This window comes from Arenibacter palladensis (assembly GCF_900129275.1).
GTDB classification, from domain to species: domain Bacteria; phylum Bacteroidota; class Bacteroidia; order Flavobacteriales; family Flavobacteriaceae; genus Arenibacter; species Arenibacter palladensis.
The window spans coordinates 66,437-86,406 of sequence record NZ_FQUX01000008.1 but is presented as its reverse complement, the minus strand read 5'-3'; the positions used below and the strand labels follow the sequence as shown (position 1 = coordinate 86,406).

Genomic DNA, 19,970 nt, shown 5'->3' with positions numbered 1-19,970 from the left:
AATCCGGTTTCAAAAACCACTGATGAAATACTTTGGCGTCAATTAACTCTAATTTAACATTTTAGTAATTAACTGATAACCAATGAAAAGACTCAAACTTTTAATGATTGTTTTTCTGAGTTGTAGCAGCCTGCTATGGGCTCAGGAGAAAGCGGTAAGCGGATTAGTGACCGATTCGCAGAATGTACCCCTTCCAGGTGTAAACGTTTTGGAAGTTGGGACCACCAACGGAACCCAAACCGATTTTGACGGAAATTATTCCCTTAGTGTAAAGGCGGGGTCTTCCCTTCAGTTTTCCTATATAGGCATGGTATCCCAGACTATTGCGGTAGAAGGTAAGTCCACTATTAATTTGCAGATGGAAGAAGATGCTTCCCAACTGGATGAAGTCGTAGTGGTAGGGTACGGTACCCAAAAGGCGGTAAACCTTACTGGTTCTGTAGAAACAGTAAAGGCAGAGGAAATTGCCAGACAGCCAGTAGCACAAGCTTCACAGGCCTTGGCGGGTCTGGTACCCGGACTTACGGCCACCCAATCCAGTGGTCAGCCCGGTGAAGACGGTGCGGCCATACGTATACGAGGGATCGGAACCCTTGGTAGCGGGGCAAAGAATAATCCGCTAATTTTGGTCGATGGGATTCCGGATGATATCAATGGACTTGACCCTAGCGATATAGAATCGATTTCGGTTTTGAAGGATGCCTCGGCGTCGGCCATTTATGGTTCCCGAGCGGCAAACGGGGTTATATTGATAACGACCAAGAGGGGTAAGGAAGGTAAATTGTCTACCAGTTTCAACACCTATGTTGGTGTTCAGAGTATTGCCCAAAACCTAAAATTTTTGGATGCTTTGGGATATATGGAAGCGTTTAATTCTGCCGAACCAGGGGCATTCCCTGAGGAAACTCTCCAAGCTTACAGAAACGGTAATGGCGTGGGCACCGAAGCTTTGCCAGATACCGATTGGGTAGATCTACTGTTTTCTTCTGCAGCGATTCAGCAGTATCATAGTCTGTCCGTACGTGGCGGCTCCGAAAAACTAAAAGCAGCTACTTCAATTTCTTTTACGGATCAGGACGGAAACGTTCCAAACTTTAATTTTAAACGATATAATGGCCGTTTTAATATAGATTATAAATTAAGTGAAAAATTAGATTTGGCCTTTGACTTAAACTTTAGAAGGGAATTGAAAAGTCAGCCAGCCGGTTTAAATCTCCTGACCAGGTCCACATATCGTTTACAGCCTTTGTTCATAGCTATAAACGACGATGGTACATATGGATCGGGTTTTAACGGAAGTAATCCGGTAGCCCTGGCCAATTCTACCGCTTTGGACCAAACTACGAACAATTATGTTAGGGCATTGGTGAAAGCTACCTATAAGCCTTTTAATAATTTCTCTATTTCTGCTACTTATGCACCTCAGTATGTGGATATTGATCGAGATGATTATAGGGCAAAATATACCTATTATGACGGATCCGGGGCTCCTCCACAAGTAACGGTAGGGGAAGGTTCTTCTGAAAGTTCAGTATATAAGGAAACATTTACTTCCTTTCAGGACAATTTTAATGCTGTTGCCAATTGGAATAAGGACTTTGGAGATCACAGTCTGTCTATATTGGCAGGATATGAATTCCTAAAGTTCAAGTCCGAGGTTTGGTCGGCCAGTAGAAGGGGGTTTGTACTGGATGAATACAGAGGCTTGGATAATGGTCTGCCAGATACCCAATTAAATTCAGGAAGCTCCACATTAAATGGACTGGAATCATTATTTGGGAGGTTCAACTATGCCTATAAAAATAAATATCTATTGGAAGCCAACGTAAGAAAAGATGCTTCATCCCGATTTGCCAAAGGGTATAGATCAGCAACCTTCCCATCCTTTTCGCTGGGCTGGGTAGTGTCCGAAGAAGGATTTTTGAGTAATAGCGAAACACTTAATTTCTTAAAGTTTAGAGCCTCTTGGGGGCAATTGGGAAATCAATTTATTTCCGAGGGGAACAACTTTCCATATACTTCGCTATTTGGCCTAGGAAATGCAAATGCCACTATTGGTGGTGTACCTGTGGTTGGTGGAGCACAATTGGTATTGGCCAATTCCCAATTGAGATGGGAGACCGGTGAGACCCAAAACATAGGTGTAGATACCAAGTTTTTCGGGAGCAAGTTATCATTTACCGGAGAATATTATGTACGTAAGACAAAAGATATATTGTTAGGAGTTACCATCCCAACATCTGTAGGTCTGGAGGCTCCGGTGCAAAATGCCGGAGAGGTATGGAATACCGGTTATGACCTCTCTTTGGGATGGAATGATAACATTGGGGAGAATTTTAGATATGGTTTTAACTTTAATTATTCTGATTTTGACAATGAAATCAAGAGTTTAGGAGGTTTGGATCAGTTGCCTCCGGGAAATACTATTAATCGTGTTGGCAGTGAAATTGGAGCCATTTATGGTTTAAAGGTTGAAGGGCTATATCAGGAAAGCGATTTTGATACCAATGGTAATTTGAATTCAGGACTACCGGTGCCAGGATTTGGAGCCATACAGGCTGGTGATATTAAATATGCCGATGTTTCTGGTCCGGACGGGGTTCCGGATGGGCAACTTACCAATGACGACCGTACTATAATAGGAAGTGATATCGCCAATAAAAATTGGGGCTTAGAACTTTTTGCCGAATATAAAGGGATAGATCTTTCCGTATCCTTTTTAGGTTCGGGAGGAAGGGATCTGGTACTTGAGGGAGATGCAGGATGGGCCTTTTACAATGCCGGGAAAATTCAAGAATGGCAGGCAGATTATTGGACGCCGACCAATACCACGGCTGCTTACCCCAGGTTGCACCCATCCAGCTCACACCCCAATTGGCGTGTAAACGAAACTTGGATGCACGACGCTTCCTATACACGTTTGAGGAATGTAACCATAGGTTACCAGTTTCCACGAAATCTGGTCGATAGTCTTAATATAAGCAATGCAAGAGTCTATCTGTCCGGTCAGAATTTGGCCACTTGGGACAATATGCCAGAGGGTATTGATCCCCTGACCCCACAATTTTCTACTGGAGCTTTCTATCCAGTTACCAAAATATTTACAATGGGTCTAAATGTTACTTTCTAATTCTATAATTTATTATAAAATGAAAAATATAAAATATATAATCGCATTTAGTATAGGTTTCCTCTTCCTTGGAGCCTGTGAAGATACTGTTTTGAACCTGGAAGATCCTGGAAGTCCTACAGACGCCACCTTCTTTAGAACGGAGGCACAATTGGAAGTGGCACTAACGGGAATATATGAAAGTTTGAACTATGTTGGCAATGTACCGTTTCCCCAAATGTTGGACCATACTACAGATTATGCCTTCAACAGGGGTAATGTAGATGGTACGGTACCTGCCACTACAGGTGGATTGACCTCCACAGAGGGCATTGTCAACCGATTTTGGGACAATTTTTATACCGGTATCCAAAGGGCAAATAACCTTTTGACCAATATGAACAGGGCCCAAGAAGTAACAGAACCAAGTCGTTTTGAAGAGATTAAGGCAGAAGCACTTTTTCTAAGAGCAATTTTTTATAGCTATTTAACCGAGCTTTACGGAGATGTTCCTTTTAGGACAGAGGTTACCTCCTTGGAGGAGTTGGAAATAATCGCCAGAACCCCTAAGGCAGATATTGTTGCCAATATTATTCAGGATTTGGAAGAGGCAGCCAGTATTTTGCCTTTGACCCAAACCGGGAATGCACGTGGAAGGGCTTCGGCCAATGCGGCAAATGCTTTGATTTCCCGAATTGCACTGTACAATAACCAATTTACTTTGGCCGAAAGCGCTGCCTTGAAGGTGATGCAATCGGATGAGAAACCGAGTTTGTTCCCCAATTATGAAACTTTGTTTTCGGATGAGGGCGTGGGTTCTTCCGAAGTACTCTTGGATATGTCATACACTACAGGAACGAAAACCCATGGATTGTCACAAAGGCAAGGGAGTAGGTTTGGTGGCTGGTGTCAATTAGTGCCAGCGCAACAAACGGTGGATAGTTATGAAACGATCAACGGACTACCTATTGATGAAGACCCCGATTATGATCCGGCCAATCCTTTTGAAAATAGAGATCCAAGACTGGCTGCCTCAATAGCATTGCCCAATAACGTTTGGACAGGCCATATTATACAACAGCATAGCGATAGTATTGCTACATGGCGTGTAGAGAATGGACTAAAAATAGAGAGGGTTTTTAACGTAAACTCTGCCAATCCGGGTGGCCGAAAAGTTGTAGATCCCTATGACGGTACCGAATATGTCGCCGGTGGGGCCAATAGATTTACATCCTTTACCGGGTATTTTTGGAAAAAATTCTCAGATGCCCCTACCTTGCTTGGAGCTCTTTCGGGAGGTCCAAGCCCTCTGAACTCTGAGGAGACCATTTATTTAATTCGCTATGCCGAAGTGTTATTGAATTATGCGGAAGCAAAAATTGAAGCAGGAACCATTGATGCCACTGTGCTGGATGCAATCAATGAGGTTAGACAAAGAGCCTATAACAATAGTGGTTTCTCCTATCCCGCGGTAACTACCACAGACCAGGTCGAGCTAAGGAAAATAGTTAGAAGGGAGCGCAAAGTGGAACTTGCCGATGAAGGATTAAGATTATTCGATATCAGGAGATGGGGCATAGCCGATAAGCTGATGAATACGACACTTTTAGGTGGCCCGGCAAATGGATTTAGTAAAATTGGAGGAGAACTTGGGTTTGTGCCCGATATTGATGAAGATGGCTTTATTTCTTATGAAGGAGCACCCACCATGCCCAGGGTAGAGTTGGGTAATCTGGATTTTAGGGAAGTGGAAGTAAGGACATTTGATGCTGGGAAGCATTATTTGTGGCCTATTCCCCAAGCCGAAGTTGATGCCACAGGTGGAGTAGTAACCCAAAATCCCGGATATTAAAAAATAATATTGAGTTAGATAGTTTGTTTTTGTTAGTTTTAGAAATAGGGGGCAGTATACTGTCCCCTATAATTATCAAGAAACAAAGAGATAAGATTTTAAAAAATGAAGTTATGACCTATTCCCATAAAATATTATTGGCACTTGGCTTAATTTTTTGCATTGCCAGCGTCAAGTCGCAAAACCTATTGGTTGAAGCCGAGAGCTTTGAAAACCCTGGAGGGTGGGTGGTGGACCCACAATTTGTTGAACAGATGGGCTCGCCATACCTAATGGCTCATGGAATGGGAGAGAAGGTAAAGAATGCCACTACCAAGGTGAGTTTTGATAAAGCAGGAGAATACCATACCTGGGTGCGCACCATGAATTGGGCGCCAGGTGATTGGGAGGCCCCTGGCAGATTTAAGTTAAAAGTTGCCGGCGAAGTATTGGAAAAAACCTTGGGACAGCGTTCTGGTTGGGGATGGGAATATGTTGGCCTGGCCAAAATAGATAAAGCAAAAAAAGTCCCCTTGGAACTAATGGACCTGACTGGTTTTAATGGCAGATGTGACGCTATTTATTTTTCGACCAACCAGGAGGAGCCTCCCGCTTCCCCCAAGAAACTGGCGGAGTGGAGAAAAACGGTTAAGTCGGAAACCAATGGGCCCGAAGAAACCAAAACTTATGACTTGGTTGTCGTTGGTGGTGGTCTTGCAGGCTGTGCCGCTTCCATAGCAGCAGCAGAGCAAGGGCTAAAGGTTGCCCTTATACATGATCGTCCCTTATTGGGAGGTAATGCCAGTAGTGAGATCAGAGTACATACAGAGGGAATATATGGGAATTTTGAGAGGATATTAAAAATGTTGGATACGGAACATTATCCCAACGGCCATGTTGATGCCGAAATAGATCAAGAAAAAAGGGATAATAACGTAAAGAGTTATGATAATATCGACTTGTTTCTGAACTGGAGGGCCTATGATGCGAAGGCGGAGAACAATACCATTAAATATGTGGATGCCCGTCAAACGGCTACGGGAGAAAGAAAGAGGTTTACCGCACCCTATTTCGTGGATTCTACAGGGGATGGCTGGATAGGGTTTTGGTCCGGAGCGGAATTTTCTTATGGTCGCGAGAGTGCCGATACCTATGGTGAGACTTGGGAGGAACATGGGGAGTTGTGGAGTCCAAAAGTGCCGGACAATGCCGTAATGGGATCGTCCGTTCTTTGGGGTTCCAAAGAAATGGAGTCGCCACAGGAATTTCCAGGGGTGCCTTGGGCTATGCCAGTAGCAAAAGACTATTCCAAAGTAAAAGGGGAGTGGCAATGGGAATTTAGTAGAAACGACCTAAGCCAAATAGAGGATGCCGAAGAGATTAGGGACCATATGTTAAGAGCCATATACGGATCCTTCAGCAATGCCAAAAAAGAGCCGGAAAATGCAAATCGAAAATTGGAATGGGTTTCGTATTTGGTAGGTAAGAGGGAGTCGAGAAGGCTAGTAGGTGACCACATCTTTACCTTTAAGGATGCGGTTAACGAAATTAAATTTCCCGATGCCGTAGTGGTTGAAAAAAGGGCCATAGATGTGCATTATCAAACCATCTTGGAAGATGAGAAGAATCCGGATTTTATTTCAGAAGCTTTGTTTTACAGGGGTATACAGTATTATATTCCTTATAGAAGCCTATATTCCAAGAACATAAATAATCTGTTTATGGCAGGACGTAATTTTAGTTGTTCCCATATTGGTTTGGGAGGACCAAGGGTAATGCGGACCACGGGGCAAATGGGGGCCGCTGTTGGTTTTGCCGCATCACTCTGCAAAAAATATGATGTAAATCCTAGGGATATTTATAAAGGGTATCTACCAGAGTATTTGGAACTGATCGAAGAGCAGAAATATAGAAAAATTCCAGAATCCAAAAAATGAAGCTTGTAAAGGCATTCCTTTTCATGTTGGTTGTTTGTATGGGGCATGCTCAGTTCCCATTGCCCGTTCCTACCTTAAATGGGGTGCAGGAGGGTATTATGAATAGGCCTCCCGAATTCTTTACTATGGGTTGGGAAAAAGGCCTCCAATTGGGTACCCGGGAAACAGGAATGTTTATAGAAGTAGATTCTATTGGACAGCAGAATATAGCTCTGCTGGTAGACCGGGAACAGCACCCCGTATTGTATACCTCCGAAATTGAAACTCCTGTCTGTGCGGATGGGGAATGCAAACTAATGCACATAAGGTTGTATTGGACCTTGTTGGGGGATTATGCCGGTTTTGACCGATATCCACAACAACCACTTACAAAACATGATCATGATGAATTTGTACAGGCAGATTATTTAAAATTGCATCTGTTGCTTTTGGATGATAAATCGATCTTTAGGCAAAGAAAGATTGAAGAACTGGTAAAGAAGCCCAGCCCTTCTGATCACGGGGATGTTGATGCGCTGTCAGGGGCAACTATTGCCGAAGTGAAGGAGAGCGTTGTTTCCGGGGCTCTTTACTCTTGTTATGTGGCATGGCATCTGGTTCACGGAGAAATAGCAGGGAAACTCAAGGAACATACACTGGGACTTTTAGATAAGGAGTTGATATTAAGGATGCTTCATAACGAAGACCCGGATTATCAAATGTTCGCCTTGGAAAAACTGGCTAAGGAGGAGTACATAGATCATCTTGAAAGGATAGCTACCATATTTAAATCCAGTATTCCACTCGTTCGGAGCTATATCATTAAAAACTTGCCAGAGGAATTTTGGAATATCCGGGCCAATCAGATTCCCTTTTGGGATGCTTTTTCTAATATTGATATCAACAGTAGATCCCTCTTGCTGGAGCATTTGGAGGAAGCTCCAGAATCCAGTATTGTAGAAGTTTCCAATAAATTGGGAAGTATGACCAAAAATCAATTGCGTTTATTTTTGGATTTTTTGGCAGAACGGAATAACGAACCTGAAATCCTGGAGAACCTTAAGGTCTTTGCCAATAAGGGCAATGAAATATGTGCCTATTTGGTGTTGCAATTTTTAGAAGATTATAAACAATGAGTTCGCATTTGCGACGTATAAATTTAAACAAATGAGCAAGATAGATATTGGGGTAATTATTGTTTTTACGTTGCTGGTGTTTATTTGCGGTTTAAGCTTTTCCAAATCGGGCAAGAATATGAAATCGTTTTTTGCCGCTGGAGGTGCCTTGCCTTGGTGGATGAGCGGTTTGTCCTTATTTATGAGTTTTTTCTCTGCGGGCACCTTTGTGGTCTGGGGTTCCATCGCCTATAGTAGCGGTTGGGTCGCGATTACCATACAATCTACCATGTGTGTTGCAGGTCTTATCATTGGATTTTTTATAGCCCCTAAATGGCAGAAAACAAAAGCCCTCACTGCTGCCGAATTCATAACCGATCGCTTGGGGTATAGTACACAAAAAATATATACTTATTTGTTTCTTCTTATTTCATTGTTTACCACCGGAGCCTTCTTGTACCCTGTGGCTAAAATTGTGGAGGTATCTACAGGTATCCCTATTGGGACCAGTGTAATTGTCCTGGGGGTACTGATTCTAATTTACACGGCCGTTGGGGGGTTGTGGGCCGTAATTGTAACTGATGTGCTGCAATTTGTAGTCCTCACAGCTGCCGTATTGATCGTGGTTCCCCTTTCCTTGGACAAGATTGGGGGAATGGACAATTTTGTTTCCCAAGCTCCTGAAAACTTCTTTGCCCTTGTTAATGAAGAGTATTCCTGGGGGTTTATGATTGCTTTCGGACTCTACAATCTCTTTTTTATTGCAGGCAATTGGGCGTATGTGCAACGCTATACCAGTGTGGCCACACCCAAGGATGCAAAAAAAGTGGGGTGGCTCTTTGGTGCGTTATATTTGATAAGTCCTTTGGTCTGGATGTTACCACCCATGATTTATAGGGTGCTAAATCCGGAATTGGATGGTCTGGCAGATGAAGGGGCTTATTTACTTATGTGTAAGGAAGTATTGCCCGTGGGGATGTTGGGACTCATGTTGGGAGGAATGGTATTTGCCACTTCCAGTTCGGTGAATACTACCCTAAATATATCGGCAGGGGTACTGGCCAATGATGTCTACAAACATTTTCGTCCAAACACCTCAGGGGATCATTTGGTCAAGGTTGGGCGTTGGTCTACTATAGCACTGGGTGTTATTACTATTATCGTTGCCCTATTGGTTCCTTATATGGGTGGGATCGTTGAGGTGGTAATGAGCGTGGCCGCCATTACCGGTGGAGCTATGTTTTTGCCCCCTATGTGGGCCTTGTTCTCCAAGTATCAGACCGGAAAAAGTGTATTGGCCATTACGATAGTTTCACTGTTAATCAATTCGTTCTTCAAATTTGTGTCCCCTGGTCTTTTTGATTTTTCCTTGGACAGGGCCCAAGAAATGTGGCTTGGGGTAGGGGTACCTGTTGTGATGCTATTTTTGTTCGAGCTCTACGCCAGGACTAAGAAAACTGGGATTTCACAATACATGGATTACCAAGTATTAGTTGCGAAAAAGGCCTCGGAACCAAATGAGGAAACGGGAGAAGGCAATAAACGGGGCGCAAAGGTCATCGGTATCGGTGTGGCCTCCACAGGGATTTTGTTATTGATTCTGTCCTATATCGGAAAAACCGGTACCGCACTTGTGGCTGGCATGGGGGTCTTGGTGGTATTACTGGGGAGCTTCATAATTTATAGGAATTCAAAGAGTATAAAAATAACAAAAGACATAACATAAATGGGTAATACCCAGTATGCAGAAAAATACAGTTATACAATATGATATTAGAAAATTACAGTTCTGATAAAAGAGCAACAAAACTAGTTGTTTTAAATAGTAACCTCGTGGTCGTGGGTGGCGGCCTGTCCGGTGTTTGTGCAGCTATTACGGCAGCTCGTGCAGGGCTCAAAGTAGTGCTGATACAGGATCGTCCGGTTCTTGGAGGAAATGCTTCATCGGAGGTGCGACTCTGGAGTTTGGGGGCTACTTCCCATATGGGCAACAATAACCGCTGGAGTCGGGAAGGTGGGTTGATCAATGAGATTTTATTGGAAAATTTGAAGCGAAATAAAGAGGGAAACCCTTTAATTTTTGATACCGTCTTGCTCGAAAAGGTTTATGAGGAAAAGAATATTACCCTATTGTTGAACACCGCTGTCTATGAAGTGGAAAAAGGCGATGATAAAAAAATAAAAAGCGTTACCGGCTTTTGCAGTCAGAATTCCACCACCTACACAGCTACCGCTCCCTTGTTTTGCGATGCCTCCGGAGATGGAATCGTAGCCTTTATGTCTGGTGCCTCTTTTCGTATGGGCGCAGAAAGCAAAGAGGAATTTGATGAAGGGTTTGCTCCGAATCTAGAGGACTACGGGAATTTACTGGGTCACTCCCTTTATTTTTATACTAAGGATTTAGGCAGGCCAGTGTCGTATACCGCCCCATCGTTTGCCATAAAAAATGCCGAGGAACTACCTAGAATAAAAAATTATCAATTGGGAGACCATGGATGTAAATTATGGTGGGTAGAACACGGAGGTCGCCTCGATACCATACATCAATCCGAGGATATAAAATTTGAATTATGGAAAGTGGTATATGGTATTTGGGATTATGTAAAGAATAGTGGTAAATATCCCGAGGCGGCGAATCTTACCTTGGAATGGGTAGGTACCATTCCCGGTAAGCGGGAGAGCAGGCGCTTTGAAGGCGATTATATGTTGGCCCAAAAAGATATTGTAGAACAAAGGGATCATTATGATGCTGTGGCCTTTGGAGGCTGGGCAATGGATCTGCATCCGGCAGATGGTATATATAGCAAGCATAATTCGTGTACACAATGGCATGGTAAGGGGGTATATTCCATTCCTTATCGCTGTTATTATTCAAAAGATCTGGACAACCTTTTTCTTGCAGGCAGAATTATAAGTGCCAGTCACGTGGCTTTCGGGTCTTCAAGAGTGATGTTGACCTGCGCACATGGTGCGCAGGCCGTGGGCAAGGCGGCATCTATTTGTCTTGAACAAAATTGTTTGCCACGCGACTTATCAACAAAAGAGAAGATAAAGGAACTTCAACTGGCCTTGAATAGGGATGGTCAGAGCATACCCCGATTGGAGATACCGGACAATGAAGATCTGGTGCAACAAGCAGTTGTTGGTACAAGTTCCACTTTTCAATTTAAGGGGTTTAATCCTGGCAATGATTGGCAGACCCTTACGTTTGGAACAGCACAACTGTTGCCTTTAAAAGCCGATGAGTATTATAGTTTTGAATTTGAGGTGGAGGCGGAAGAGGGAACAAGCGTGGAAGTACAATTGAAGAGCAGTATAGCCTGCACCCATTTTACTCCTGATCATATTATTGATAGTCAAATATTTCAATTAAAAAAAGGAAAACAAAAGCTTGTCTTCCAGACCACAAAGGCACAAAAAACCGAACACTACGCCTACTGTTGTATCATGAAGAACGAAAAGGTGAAAGTAAGGCTTTCGGACGAGCGTGTTACGGGCCTAATGACGGTACAAAATAAAGTGAATAAGGCAGTATCAAATTATGGTAGACAAGATCCGCCAGCCGAAATAGCCGTTGATAGTTTCGAATTCTGGACCCCGGAGAGAAGACCTGCTGGGAAGAATTTGGCATTGACACTGGATAGACCTATTGCGGCTTTTGGGGCGGACAATCTGTTGAATGGTCAGCTTAGGCCCGAATCCCATGGAAAAACCAATGCATGGGTGGCAGCAATGGACGACGAAACCCCAGAAGTAAAACTAAAATGGGAAACCCCAGTAGATCTAAAGACCATAAAGCTATTTTTCGATTGCGATTTTGATCATGCTTTGGAAACTACCCTTATGGGCCACCCGGAAGAGGTCATACCTTTTGTGGTAGCCGATTATAGGATAAAAGACGGATCAGGTAATATTCTTAAGGAAGTTACAGGAAATTATCAGGCTATAAATACCATTGAATTGGAAAAAGTAACAAGAACGGATTCACTGACTTTTGAGTTTGCCAAGAAGGAGGAAAACATACCAGTATCCTTGTTTAAAATTTCGGTTTATTAAATAAAGTGATATAAATGAAAATACCAAATAACCTTCGATTAATTGTAAATATGAGATTTTACTTGACTCTATGCAGTGCATTGTTTTTAGTGAATTGTTCCAGCAAAACAGATCATATAGAAATGGTCTATGGGCAAACGGGAACAAGCCTTTTTCAATTGAAAAACAAACAGTTGGCCTATACGGTTAAAAAGGAAGGGCAAATGGTATTGGATACCTCCTTATTGGGTGTCACTATAGATGGTAAAAACCTTGGGAGTAATTCTAAAATAAGTTTTTTGAACCAAGACAAAGTAACATTGAAATATGCACTTAACGGCATAAAAAAAATGGCCGATTATAAAGGGAACATTCATAGCTATGAGATTACGGAAGCAGATGGGTTTAAATGGAAATTGGAATTTCAATTGTCCAACGATGGGGTGGCATACCGTTATAAGGTACCCGGCAGCGGTAGTAGAACAGTATTGGGTGAAGCGACTACATTTAAGTTGCCCGAATCAACTAGAGTATGGTATTTTGAACGCGACAGTGATTGGAAGTTGAAATCGCATGCGGGAGAATGGCTTTCGGCCGATATTTCAGAAATGCCCACGGTGTCCAAGATGGGTCCCGTTCAAGGACTTACGCTTACTTGTGAACTTCCTATGGGAGGTTATGCACTGCTGGCGGAAGCGGCACTTTATAATTATAGCGGTATGCGGTTGAAAGCCATCGGAAATAACAGCTTCAAGGCTAATTTCACGGAAGGCGATCAGGGTTTTGTAGTGGATGGTACTATAACCACACCATGGCGTTGTATTCTTCTTGCAGATGATTTAAACGCCCTGGCGAACAATACTATGGTAGCGTCCTTAAACCCCGCTCCCAATTCGGAATTATTTGCAGATACCAGCTGGATAAAACCAGGGAAGTCGGTTTGGCATTGGTGGTCGGGGAAATATGTGGATTTTAGGGAAGAGCAGGATATGGTGGATGACGCCCTTGCACTTGACTTTGAATACAATATGGTAGATGACGGTTGGGAAGCCTGGGAGGATAAGTGGAAAAAAATTGCCGAGCTCTGTTCCTATGCCCAGGATAAGGGAGTGGGCATCTTCGTTTGGAAACATTCCAAAGAGATCAATTTTCCAGAAAACGATTATACCATTATGGGCCATTTTTTGGATAGCGTAAAGCAAGCTGGGGCCGTTGGGGTAAAGGTCGATTTTATGAACGGACAGGACAAGTACATCATCGACTTCGATGAAGCCCTGCTCAGAAAAGCTGCGGAACGCAAGCTTATGGTCAATTTTCACGGCTGTCAACAGAGTTCAGGAGAGTATCGTACTTACCCAAATGAAGTAACAAGGGAAGGAATAAGAGGTTTGGAAGTAAATCATATGCAGGAAGGCCCTTTGACCGCCTCGCACAATGCAGCACTTCCCTTTACAAGATATGTTACAGGCCATGGGGATTATACCCCTCTAGGATTTACAGAACCTGGCGAAACCTCATGGGCGCATCAATTGGGTACCCTGATTGCCTTTTATTCCCCGTTTAATTGTATTGCCGAAAACACCCAATTTTTATTGAACAATGAAGCTATAGCCCCTGCATTGAACTTTATAAAATCTGTGCCTACAGTTTGGGATGAAACGTATGTGTTGCCCCAGAGTAAAATAGGCGAACTGGCTGCCATTGCTAGAAAAAAGGACGATGATTGGTATTTGGGTATTTTAAGCAGTGGCAGTTCTAAAGAAATGACCATAGACTTGAATTTTCTAAAAGATGGGGAATATAGTGCAGAAATACTGGCGGACGATATTGAAGCCCAGCCTATTAATCTGGAAGGCTTGAACAAGGAAGCCAACCTACGCCAATGGAATACAGCGATTCCCTTTAAGAAATTAACGGAGATGGTTTCAGTAGAAGGCAAGGTAACCATTCAACTGGCTGCTAATGGTGGTGCGGCTATACGTTTTATTAGAAGCAAGGTTGAAGTAAAATGAAATCAATTGAAACAAAATCATTTAACCTTAAGGGATCTATCAATAAATTAAATAAATCATTTTTTACCTCTATGAAAACTCTAAAAGTACTAAGCACTATACTATTGATTTTTTATCTTGGAAGCTCTCATGCCCAAATAGTAGTGGAAAAACGCCCCAACATTGTTTGGATTATGCTCGAGGATTGGGGGCTCGACTTGGGGTGTTACGGAACCAAGGGAATTGAGACCCCTGTTACGGATCAATTGGCATCTGAAGGAATACGCTATACCAATGCGTTTTGTACTTCCCCGGTCTGTTCTACATCTCGATCCGCAATGATCACAGGTTTTCATCAAAATTATATAGGGGCCGAACAGCACAGAACGGCAAAAGAAGATAAAAAGCCTTTGCCGTATGGCATAAAGCCTATGCCCTTACTTTTAAAAGAAGCAGGGTATCATACTTCTTTAATGATTTACAATAAGACCGACGCCAATTTTAGCGATGACCTTGGATTTATGGGCAAGGATTGGAAAGAACGCGAAAAGGGACAGCCGTTTTTTGCCCAAATCACTTTGGGTGGAACCCATAGACAATGGAACAGGGACCCCAAAAACCCGATTGACCCCGCCAAGGTTGAGTTGCCTCCCTACTATGTAGATACGCCATTCGCTAGACGCGATTGGGCCAATGGCTTGGAACAAATGCAAATTTGTGATAGGGAAATAGGTGATATTTTAAAACGATTGGAAAAAGAAGGGCTCTCAGAGAATACGTTGGTATTCTTAATTGGAGATAACGGACGCTGCCATATTAGGGGCAAGCAGTTCTTATATGACCCCGGTTTACAAGTTCCGCTCATCATTAAATGGCCTGGCAAAGTGGCTCCAAATCAGGTGAATGAGGATATGGTACAGACCATAGACATAACCGCTACCATTTTAGAGGTTGCCGGCGCGAAACCCAAACATCCATTACAGGGGAAAAACCTCTTTGAAGAAGCCTCAAAAAATAGGGAGTACATCTTTGCTGCAAGAGATCGGATGGGGGGGACACATGACGCCATGAGGACCATTCGCTCCAAAAAATACAAATTGATCCATAATTTAATGCCAGAACGTGCTTGGCTGCAATACAGTGGATATAAGGAGGACATGTACCCTATGTTGGCCGAGATGAACGTAATGTTTATGGAAGACAAGCTCAATAAGGATCAGGCAAAATTTTTTGCGCCCAATAAACCTGAGTTCGAGTTATATGACATCGAAAAAGACCCCTATGAATTGAACAACCTTGCCTCTGATCTCCATTATGGCGATATAAAGGACAAGTTATTGGCAGAATTGTACAATTGGCGGGAACAGATCAATGATAAAGGGGTCTCACAAGATTTTAGGGAAGGCGGATTGTCATCGAAATACCCGACCAGAACCTTAGACGAATGGAAAGTGCGCTACGAAACATGGAAACCATGGGTGTTTCGTGAACCAAAATCAAAAGAGAAACATCCATTTGTAAAAAAGGATTACTAAAAAGATATTATTCCAATGCATTTATGACTTTTCATATCCAGAGCTTTACTAATAGTGATAGGATGCTGCTCCACCCAAGAAATGGAGATCGACACCCATGGGGAAGATCAATTTATGCTAAGCGGGGATTGGAAATTTCATACCATTTATAACGAAACATCAATTTATATAAACATTCGCGAAGAACTCGTAAATAATGTCGTAGATAATTCTGATACAAACCATTAAACTACAAGATGAGATTAAAAAAAATCATTCCGATTCTAATAATTGCGGCATTATTAATTTCCTGTAAAGAGGAAAAAGCAGTAATAGCAAAGGCCGTAACGGCACCCGATTATAAAATAGATTTTGGCAAAGTTTCCCCGAAATCAGTTTTTAGAAATGATACCCTTAGTATTTGGGGTGGGTCATTGGTCAAAGGCGAAGACGGGCTATACCATATGTTTTATTCCCGTTGGCCAAAAAAACTCGGATGGGAGTGGGTAAATTACTCCGTAATCTCCCACGCGGTTTCAGAGTCTCCATTTGGTCCTTTCCAACCCAAGGACGATGCCTTACCAGATCGTGGTGCTGAATATTGGGATGGTTCTACAACCCATAATCCTACTGTGCATAAGTTTAACGGGAAATACTATTTGTACTATATGGGTAATACAGGAGATAAAAAAGTTGTAAGTGTTCCTGGTAAACCTAAAATCAATTGGGTACACAGAAACAACCAACGTATCGGGGTGGCCGTAGCAGATTCTCCCAATGGCCCATGGAAACGTTTTGACAAGCCTGTCCTTGATATTTCTCCCAATGAAGATGCTTATGATGCCTTAATGACCTCAAACCCATCGGTATGCCAAATGCCCGATGGAAAAATATTGATGGTATATAAGGCGGTAGGCAAAAAAGACCCATTGCCTGGAGGTGGCCCGGTGGTTCATATGGTAGCCATTGCAGATTCTCCTACCGGTCCTTTTGAGAAATATCCTGAACCTGTTTTTACATTTGAAGGCGAACGCTTTCCTGCCGAAGACCCATACATCTGGTATCAAGACGGTAAATTCAGGGCGATTGTAAAGCGGATAAAGCACGAAGGTAATATCAGGGAATTTTCGTTGGTGCACTACGATTCTGAGGATGGTATTCATTGGAACAAAGCCAAGAACTTTGAAATCTCCAAACGTTTCGTTGAATGGGAAAATGGACGCAAACAACAGTTTGTGCATTTGGAGCGACCCCAAGTCTTTATTGAGAACGGAGAACCTATTACGCTCTTATGTGCAGCAGATACCCTTGATGCCAATGGGGCTCGCGATTCGTTCAATTTGCAGATACCCTTAAAGATTACCAAATATAATTAAAGAGCAATGATCAAGACAACATTTTTGACTTTACTGTTAGCGATGATGCTAGTCTCATGTAAAAGTGATCGGACGGTCGCTTACGGGGAGTATGCCCAAAATGTATCCTTAAACGGCACTTGGCAGTTTTTGGCTTCCAATGAGGTGGATGAAAATGAAATTCTTTCCGGCAGTTATTCGGCGTGGGATACGATTACGGTACCAGGAAATTGGGACACCCGAAAAAAGTATTCCGAATTTGTGGGAAAGGGATATTATCAGAAGACCTTTAATGTGCCGGACAATTGGGTCGGGAAACACATCCGTATAAAATTTGATGCCGTTTATGAAACTTCGAAGGTTTGGCTCAACGGAAATCTTTTGGGGGAACATGTAGGAGGTTACCTGCCTTTTGAATTTGACATTACCGAAGATGCGCAAATAGGTAGGCCCAATTCCGTAGTGGTCATGGCCGACAACACCTATAAAAGGGGAGCTTGGTGGGCTTGGGGCGGTATCAGTCGAAACGTTGCCCTGTTAGCGGACGAGAACATCCGCATAGTGTACCAACATATTACTTCCGAGCCGGATTTCGACAAAGGAAGCATCAATTTTATTATTAAGTATAAGGTCGAGAACAAAGGTAATACCTCTTTAACGGCCCATATAGTTCCCCAAATTGAAAACGTTCACCTAGATTCCTTAAAGATCAAAATAGATAAGAATGCTACTGCCATATCTACGTTGAAATTTGAACGTAAACTTTCAGATTTCAAATTATGGCATTTCAACGACCCGAACCTATATCAGCTGACTAGCCAGCTTATAGTTGGCGAAAAATTGGCCGATATGACCACGGACAAATTCGGCATACGAAAATTCGAAGTACGTGGTGAACAATTTTATCTCAACAATGAACCTGTGCGAATGAACGGCGTTAATAGGGTTCATGATCATCCTGATTATGGCAATACGGAACCCGACCATTTGATTGGGTCCGATATGTTCGATATTAAGGCATTGGGCTGTAATTTCGCTCGACTTATGCATGCCCCGCTCTCAGAAAACTTACTGAAACTTTGTGACAGCATCGGATTTTTAATCGTAGAAGAAATACCCGTATGGGGAGACGATGACCCACAATCCTTCCCAGATAATCCACTAACCAAGCAATGGCTCAAGGAAATGGTAGAACGCGACTTTAACCATCCTAGTGTCGTAGGCTGGAGTGTGGGCAACGAACTACGCGATCCGGAAGGCCCGTGGGAAGAAAAGGCACTTACAGCCAATCAATATGGCTATGTCAATTCTATGTTGGATTACGTGAACGAACTAGACACTACCCGTCTAAAAACCTATGTAACAATCACCTCATATAGAAAAGGAGAAATAGGAAGTGAACCTTATGAGAAAGTAGATTTTATATCGATGAACAGTTATGGAAACGCTCCATTACTAGCACAAAAAACACATGAAAAATTCCCAGGAAAGCCAATTTTCATATCGGAAATAGGAACGGGGCAAATTGGACCAGCTCCAGCAGGTAAACTGACGGATGAATTAGTAGGGTATCTCAAAGAATTAAAAGAATTTCCATGGTTAACCGGGATATCGCTTTGGAGCTATAATGATTATAGAAGTAACTACAAAGGTACACCTGCATCAGGTTTCAGGGAATGGGGTATTGTAGATGAAAAAAGAAATAAAAAAGAAGCCTATTTCCAACTTAAGAAAGTTTATGATGAATGGCACATGACGCCTACACCAAAGTTGAATCAGTAATGAAAATAGATAAGATGACCTCAATGCTCAAACCGCCACAAATCCAAAAGCGACTAAAAGTTTTTCTGTGTGTTTTAACCCTAGGTTTTTTAAGCGCAAATCAGGTGAAGGGGCAACAGGAAGATTTTCCATATAATCTAACCGATAGCACAAAAAACAGGGAAATGAGCGAAGCCATGCGTCGCGTATTCGATAATCACCCATCGCCGTTGAATGCGGAAAACGAGCTTTATTCCCAATTCAAGTATACCCAGTTGCGGGGTTTCGATTATGGGGCAAAAGATGCTACCATTTCACGCCGCGACCCTTCGAAAATCATATTCGAAAACGGAAAATACTATGTGTGGTACACCAAACGCGATACTGGAGTACCGCCAATAGGTGCCAACCGTGCAGCTGAGGCTACGGAAGAAATTCCATCTACAGATTGGGATCTAGCAGAAATTTGGTACGCCACTAGTACCGACGGTTTTACTTGGGAAGAAAAAGGAGTAGCCGTGAAAAGGCCCGAGAAACCGCAGCCGGGATGGCGGGCCGTAGCGACCCCTGATATATTGAAATTCAAAGGAAAGTACTATCTGTATTATCAGGCCTTTGTTGAGGTAAGCGGATTAAAAGGTGATTATTGTCCTATTGGCATGGCGTATTCAGATTCACCTGAAGGTCCGTGGACGGTCGTAAATAAAGAAGTGTTACCCACAGGAAACAAAGGCGCATGGGATCAATTCGCAGTTCAAGATCCTACCCCACTTGTACATAACGGCAAGATATATATGTACTATAAATCTGCCTTTAACCGACCCGGTACGGTATGGAGCGGTATTGGCCTGGCCATTGCAGAAAATCCGATGGGACCATTTAAAAGACATGCTTTAAATCCCGTTCAGAACTCGGGTCACGAAATCTGCTTTTTTCCTTTTAAGGGAGGTGTAGCTTCATTGGTGATCAGGGACGGGCCGGAACATTTCACTATTCAGTATGCCGAAGACTGGGTGAATTTTAAAGTGGTCGCCATTACCGAAATGATGCCCATAGGTCCAAATGCCTACATACCTGACGCCTTTGAGGACAACGAAAATGGTCGCGGAATAACATGGGGCATCTCCCATTTTAGAAATGTTCGTGGAACAAATGGCAAAATGTACTCTGAACTGGCCCGTTTTGACTGCGACCTAAGCTTGGATGTTCATGATCCCAAAATGAAAGAGCATAATAACCTTTGGCCGCCGGAGGACTATTATCGTTGGGGTTTGAGTGAAGCCCAAAGGGATAGAATAGAAGAAGCCAACAAGCAACTTCTTCAAAAGAAATAAACCGGAATT

The 19,970-nt window shown here is 42.8% G+C and carries 11 protein-coding genes; all 11 read left to right on the top strand.

Annotated elements, in window-relative coordinates; all coding sequences use genetic code 11:
• The first annotated feature begins 82 nt into the window (after positions 1–82).
• Positions 83–3,130: a SusC/RagA family TonB-linked outer membrane protein gene (locus tag BUA60_RS18165; protein ID WP_072864212.1), complete on the top strand. Its 3,048-nt coding sequence runs from the start codon at positions 83–85 to the stop codon at positions 3,128–3,130.
• A 19-nt stretch (positions 3,131–3,149) separates the two neighbouring features.
• Positions 3,150–4,961: a RagB/SusD family nutrient uptake outer membrane protein gene (locus BUA60_RS18160; RefSeq protein WP_072864415.1), complete on the top strand. Its 1,812-nt coding sequence runs from the start codon at positions 3,150–3,152 to the stop codon at positions 4,959–4,961.
• A gap of 29 nt (positions 4,962–4,990) precedes the next feature.
• Entirely contained in the window at positions 4,991–6,877 is a 1,887-nt protein-coding gene (locus BUA60_RS18155; RefSeq protein WP_245802580.1) for an FAD-dependent oxidoreductase, read from the top strand.
• Complete coding sequence (locus BUA60_RS18150; protein ID WP_072864210.1) at positions 6,874–7,992, top strand: hypothetical protein; 1,119 nt, start codon at positions 6,874–6,876, stop codon at positions 7,990–7,992. The genes BUA60_RS18155 and BUA60_RS18150 overlap by 4 nt, the downstream gene beginning before the upstream one ends.
• A 31-nt stretch (positions 7,993–8,023) precedes the next feature.
• The gene (locus tag BUA60_RS18145; RefSeq protein ID WP_072864208.1) at positions 8,024–9,697 is read left to right on the top strand and encodes a sodium:solute symporter family protein; all 1,674 of its coding nucleotides are present in this window, start codon (positions 8,024–8,026) and stop codon (positions 9,695–9,697) included.
• Positions 9,698–9,738: 41 nt separating this feature from the next.
• Complete coding sequence (locus BUA60_RS18140; RefSeq protein ID WP_072864207.1) at positions 9,739–12,027, top strand: FAD-dependent oxidoreductase; 2,289 nt, start codon at positions 9,739–9,741, stop codon at positions 12,025–12,027.
• A gap of 14 nt (positions 12,028–12,041) precedes the next feature.
• Positions 12,042–14,018 carry a glycoside hydrolase family 97 protein gene (locus BUA60_RS18135; RefSeq protein ID WP_084532675.1) on the top strand — a complete coding sequence of 659 codons (1,977 nt, stop codon included), beginning with the start codon at positions 12,042–12,044 and terminating at the stop codon, positions 14,016–14,018.
• Positions 14,019–14,089: 71 nt separating this feature from the next.
• Entirely contained in the window at positions 14,090–15,532 is a 1,443-nt protein-coding gene (locus BUA60_RS18130) for a sulfatase family protein (protein ID WP_072864411.1), read from the top strand.
• Between the two features lie 236 nt (positions 15,533–15,768).
• Positions 15,769–16,887 (top strand): glycoside hydrolase family protein, encoded by a 1,119-nt coding sequence (locus BUA60_RS18125; RefSeq protein ID WP_072864204.1) that lies wholly within the window; start codon positions 15,769–15,771, stop codon positions 16,885–16,887.
• Between the two features lie 6 nt (positions 16,888–16,893).
• Positions 16,894–18,648, top strand: a complete 1,755-nt coding sequence (locus BUA60_RS18120; RefSeq protein ID WP_072864203.1) for a glycoside hydrolase family 2 protein — start codon at positions 16,894–16,896, stop codon at positions 18,646–18,648.
• Positions 18,648–19,961 (top strand): glycoside hydrolase family 117 protein, encoded by a 1,314-nt coding sequence (locus tag BUA60_RS18115; protein ID WP_143153227.1) that lies wholly within the window; start codon positions 18,648–18,650, stop codon positions 19,959–19,961. Before BUA60_RS18120 ends, BUA60_RS18115 begins: the two co-directional genes overlap by 1 nt.
• The last annotated feature ends 9 nt before the right edge of the window (positions 19,962–19,970 follow it).

What these genes read in the sequence shown, in the direction of transcription:
- BUA60_RS18125 (WP_072864204.1), top strand. Translation starts at nt 15,769, where the DNA reads ATGAGATTAAAAAAAATCATTCCGATTCTAATAATTGCGGCATTATTA.
- BUA60_RS18150 (WP_072864210.1), top strand. Translation starts at nt 6,874, where the DNA reads ATGAAGCTTGTAAAGGCATTCCTTTTCATGTTGGTTGTTTGTATGGGG.
- BUA60_RS18145 (WP_072864208.1), top strand. Translation starts at nt 8,024, where the DNA reads ATGAGCAAGATAGATATTGGGGTAATTATTGTTTTTACGTTGCTGGTG.
- BUA60_RS18160 (WP_072864415.1), top strand. Translation starts at nt 3,150, where the DNA reads ATGAAAAATATAAAATATATAATCGCATTTAGTATAGGTTTCCTCTTC.
- BUA60_RS18140 (WP_072864207.1), top strand. Translation starts at nt 9,739, where the DNA reads ATGATATTAGAAAATTACAGTTCTGATAAAAGAGCAACAAAACTAGTT.
- BUA60_RS18120 (WP_072864203.1), top strand. Translation starts at nt 16,894, where the DNA reads ATGATCAAGACAACATTTTTGACTTTACTGTTAGCGATGATGCTAGTC.
- BUA60_RS18130 (WP_072864411.1), top strand. Translation starts at nt 14,090, where the DNA reads ATGAAAACTCTAAAAGTACTAAGCACTATACTATTGATTTTTTATCTT.
- BUA60_RS18115 (WP_143153227.1), top strand. Translation starts at nt 18,648, where the DNA reads ATGAAAATAGATAAGATGACCTCAATGCTCAAACCGCCACAAATCCAA.
- BUA60_RS18165 (WP_072864212.1), top strand. Translation starts at nt 83, where the DNA reads ATGAAAAGACTCAAACTTTTAATGATTGTTTTTCTGAGTTGTAGCAGC.
- BUA60_RS18135 (WP_084532675.1), top strand. Translation starts at nt 12,042, where the DNA reads ATGAAAATACCAAATAACCTTCGATTAATTGTAAATATGAGATTTTAC.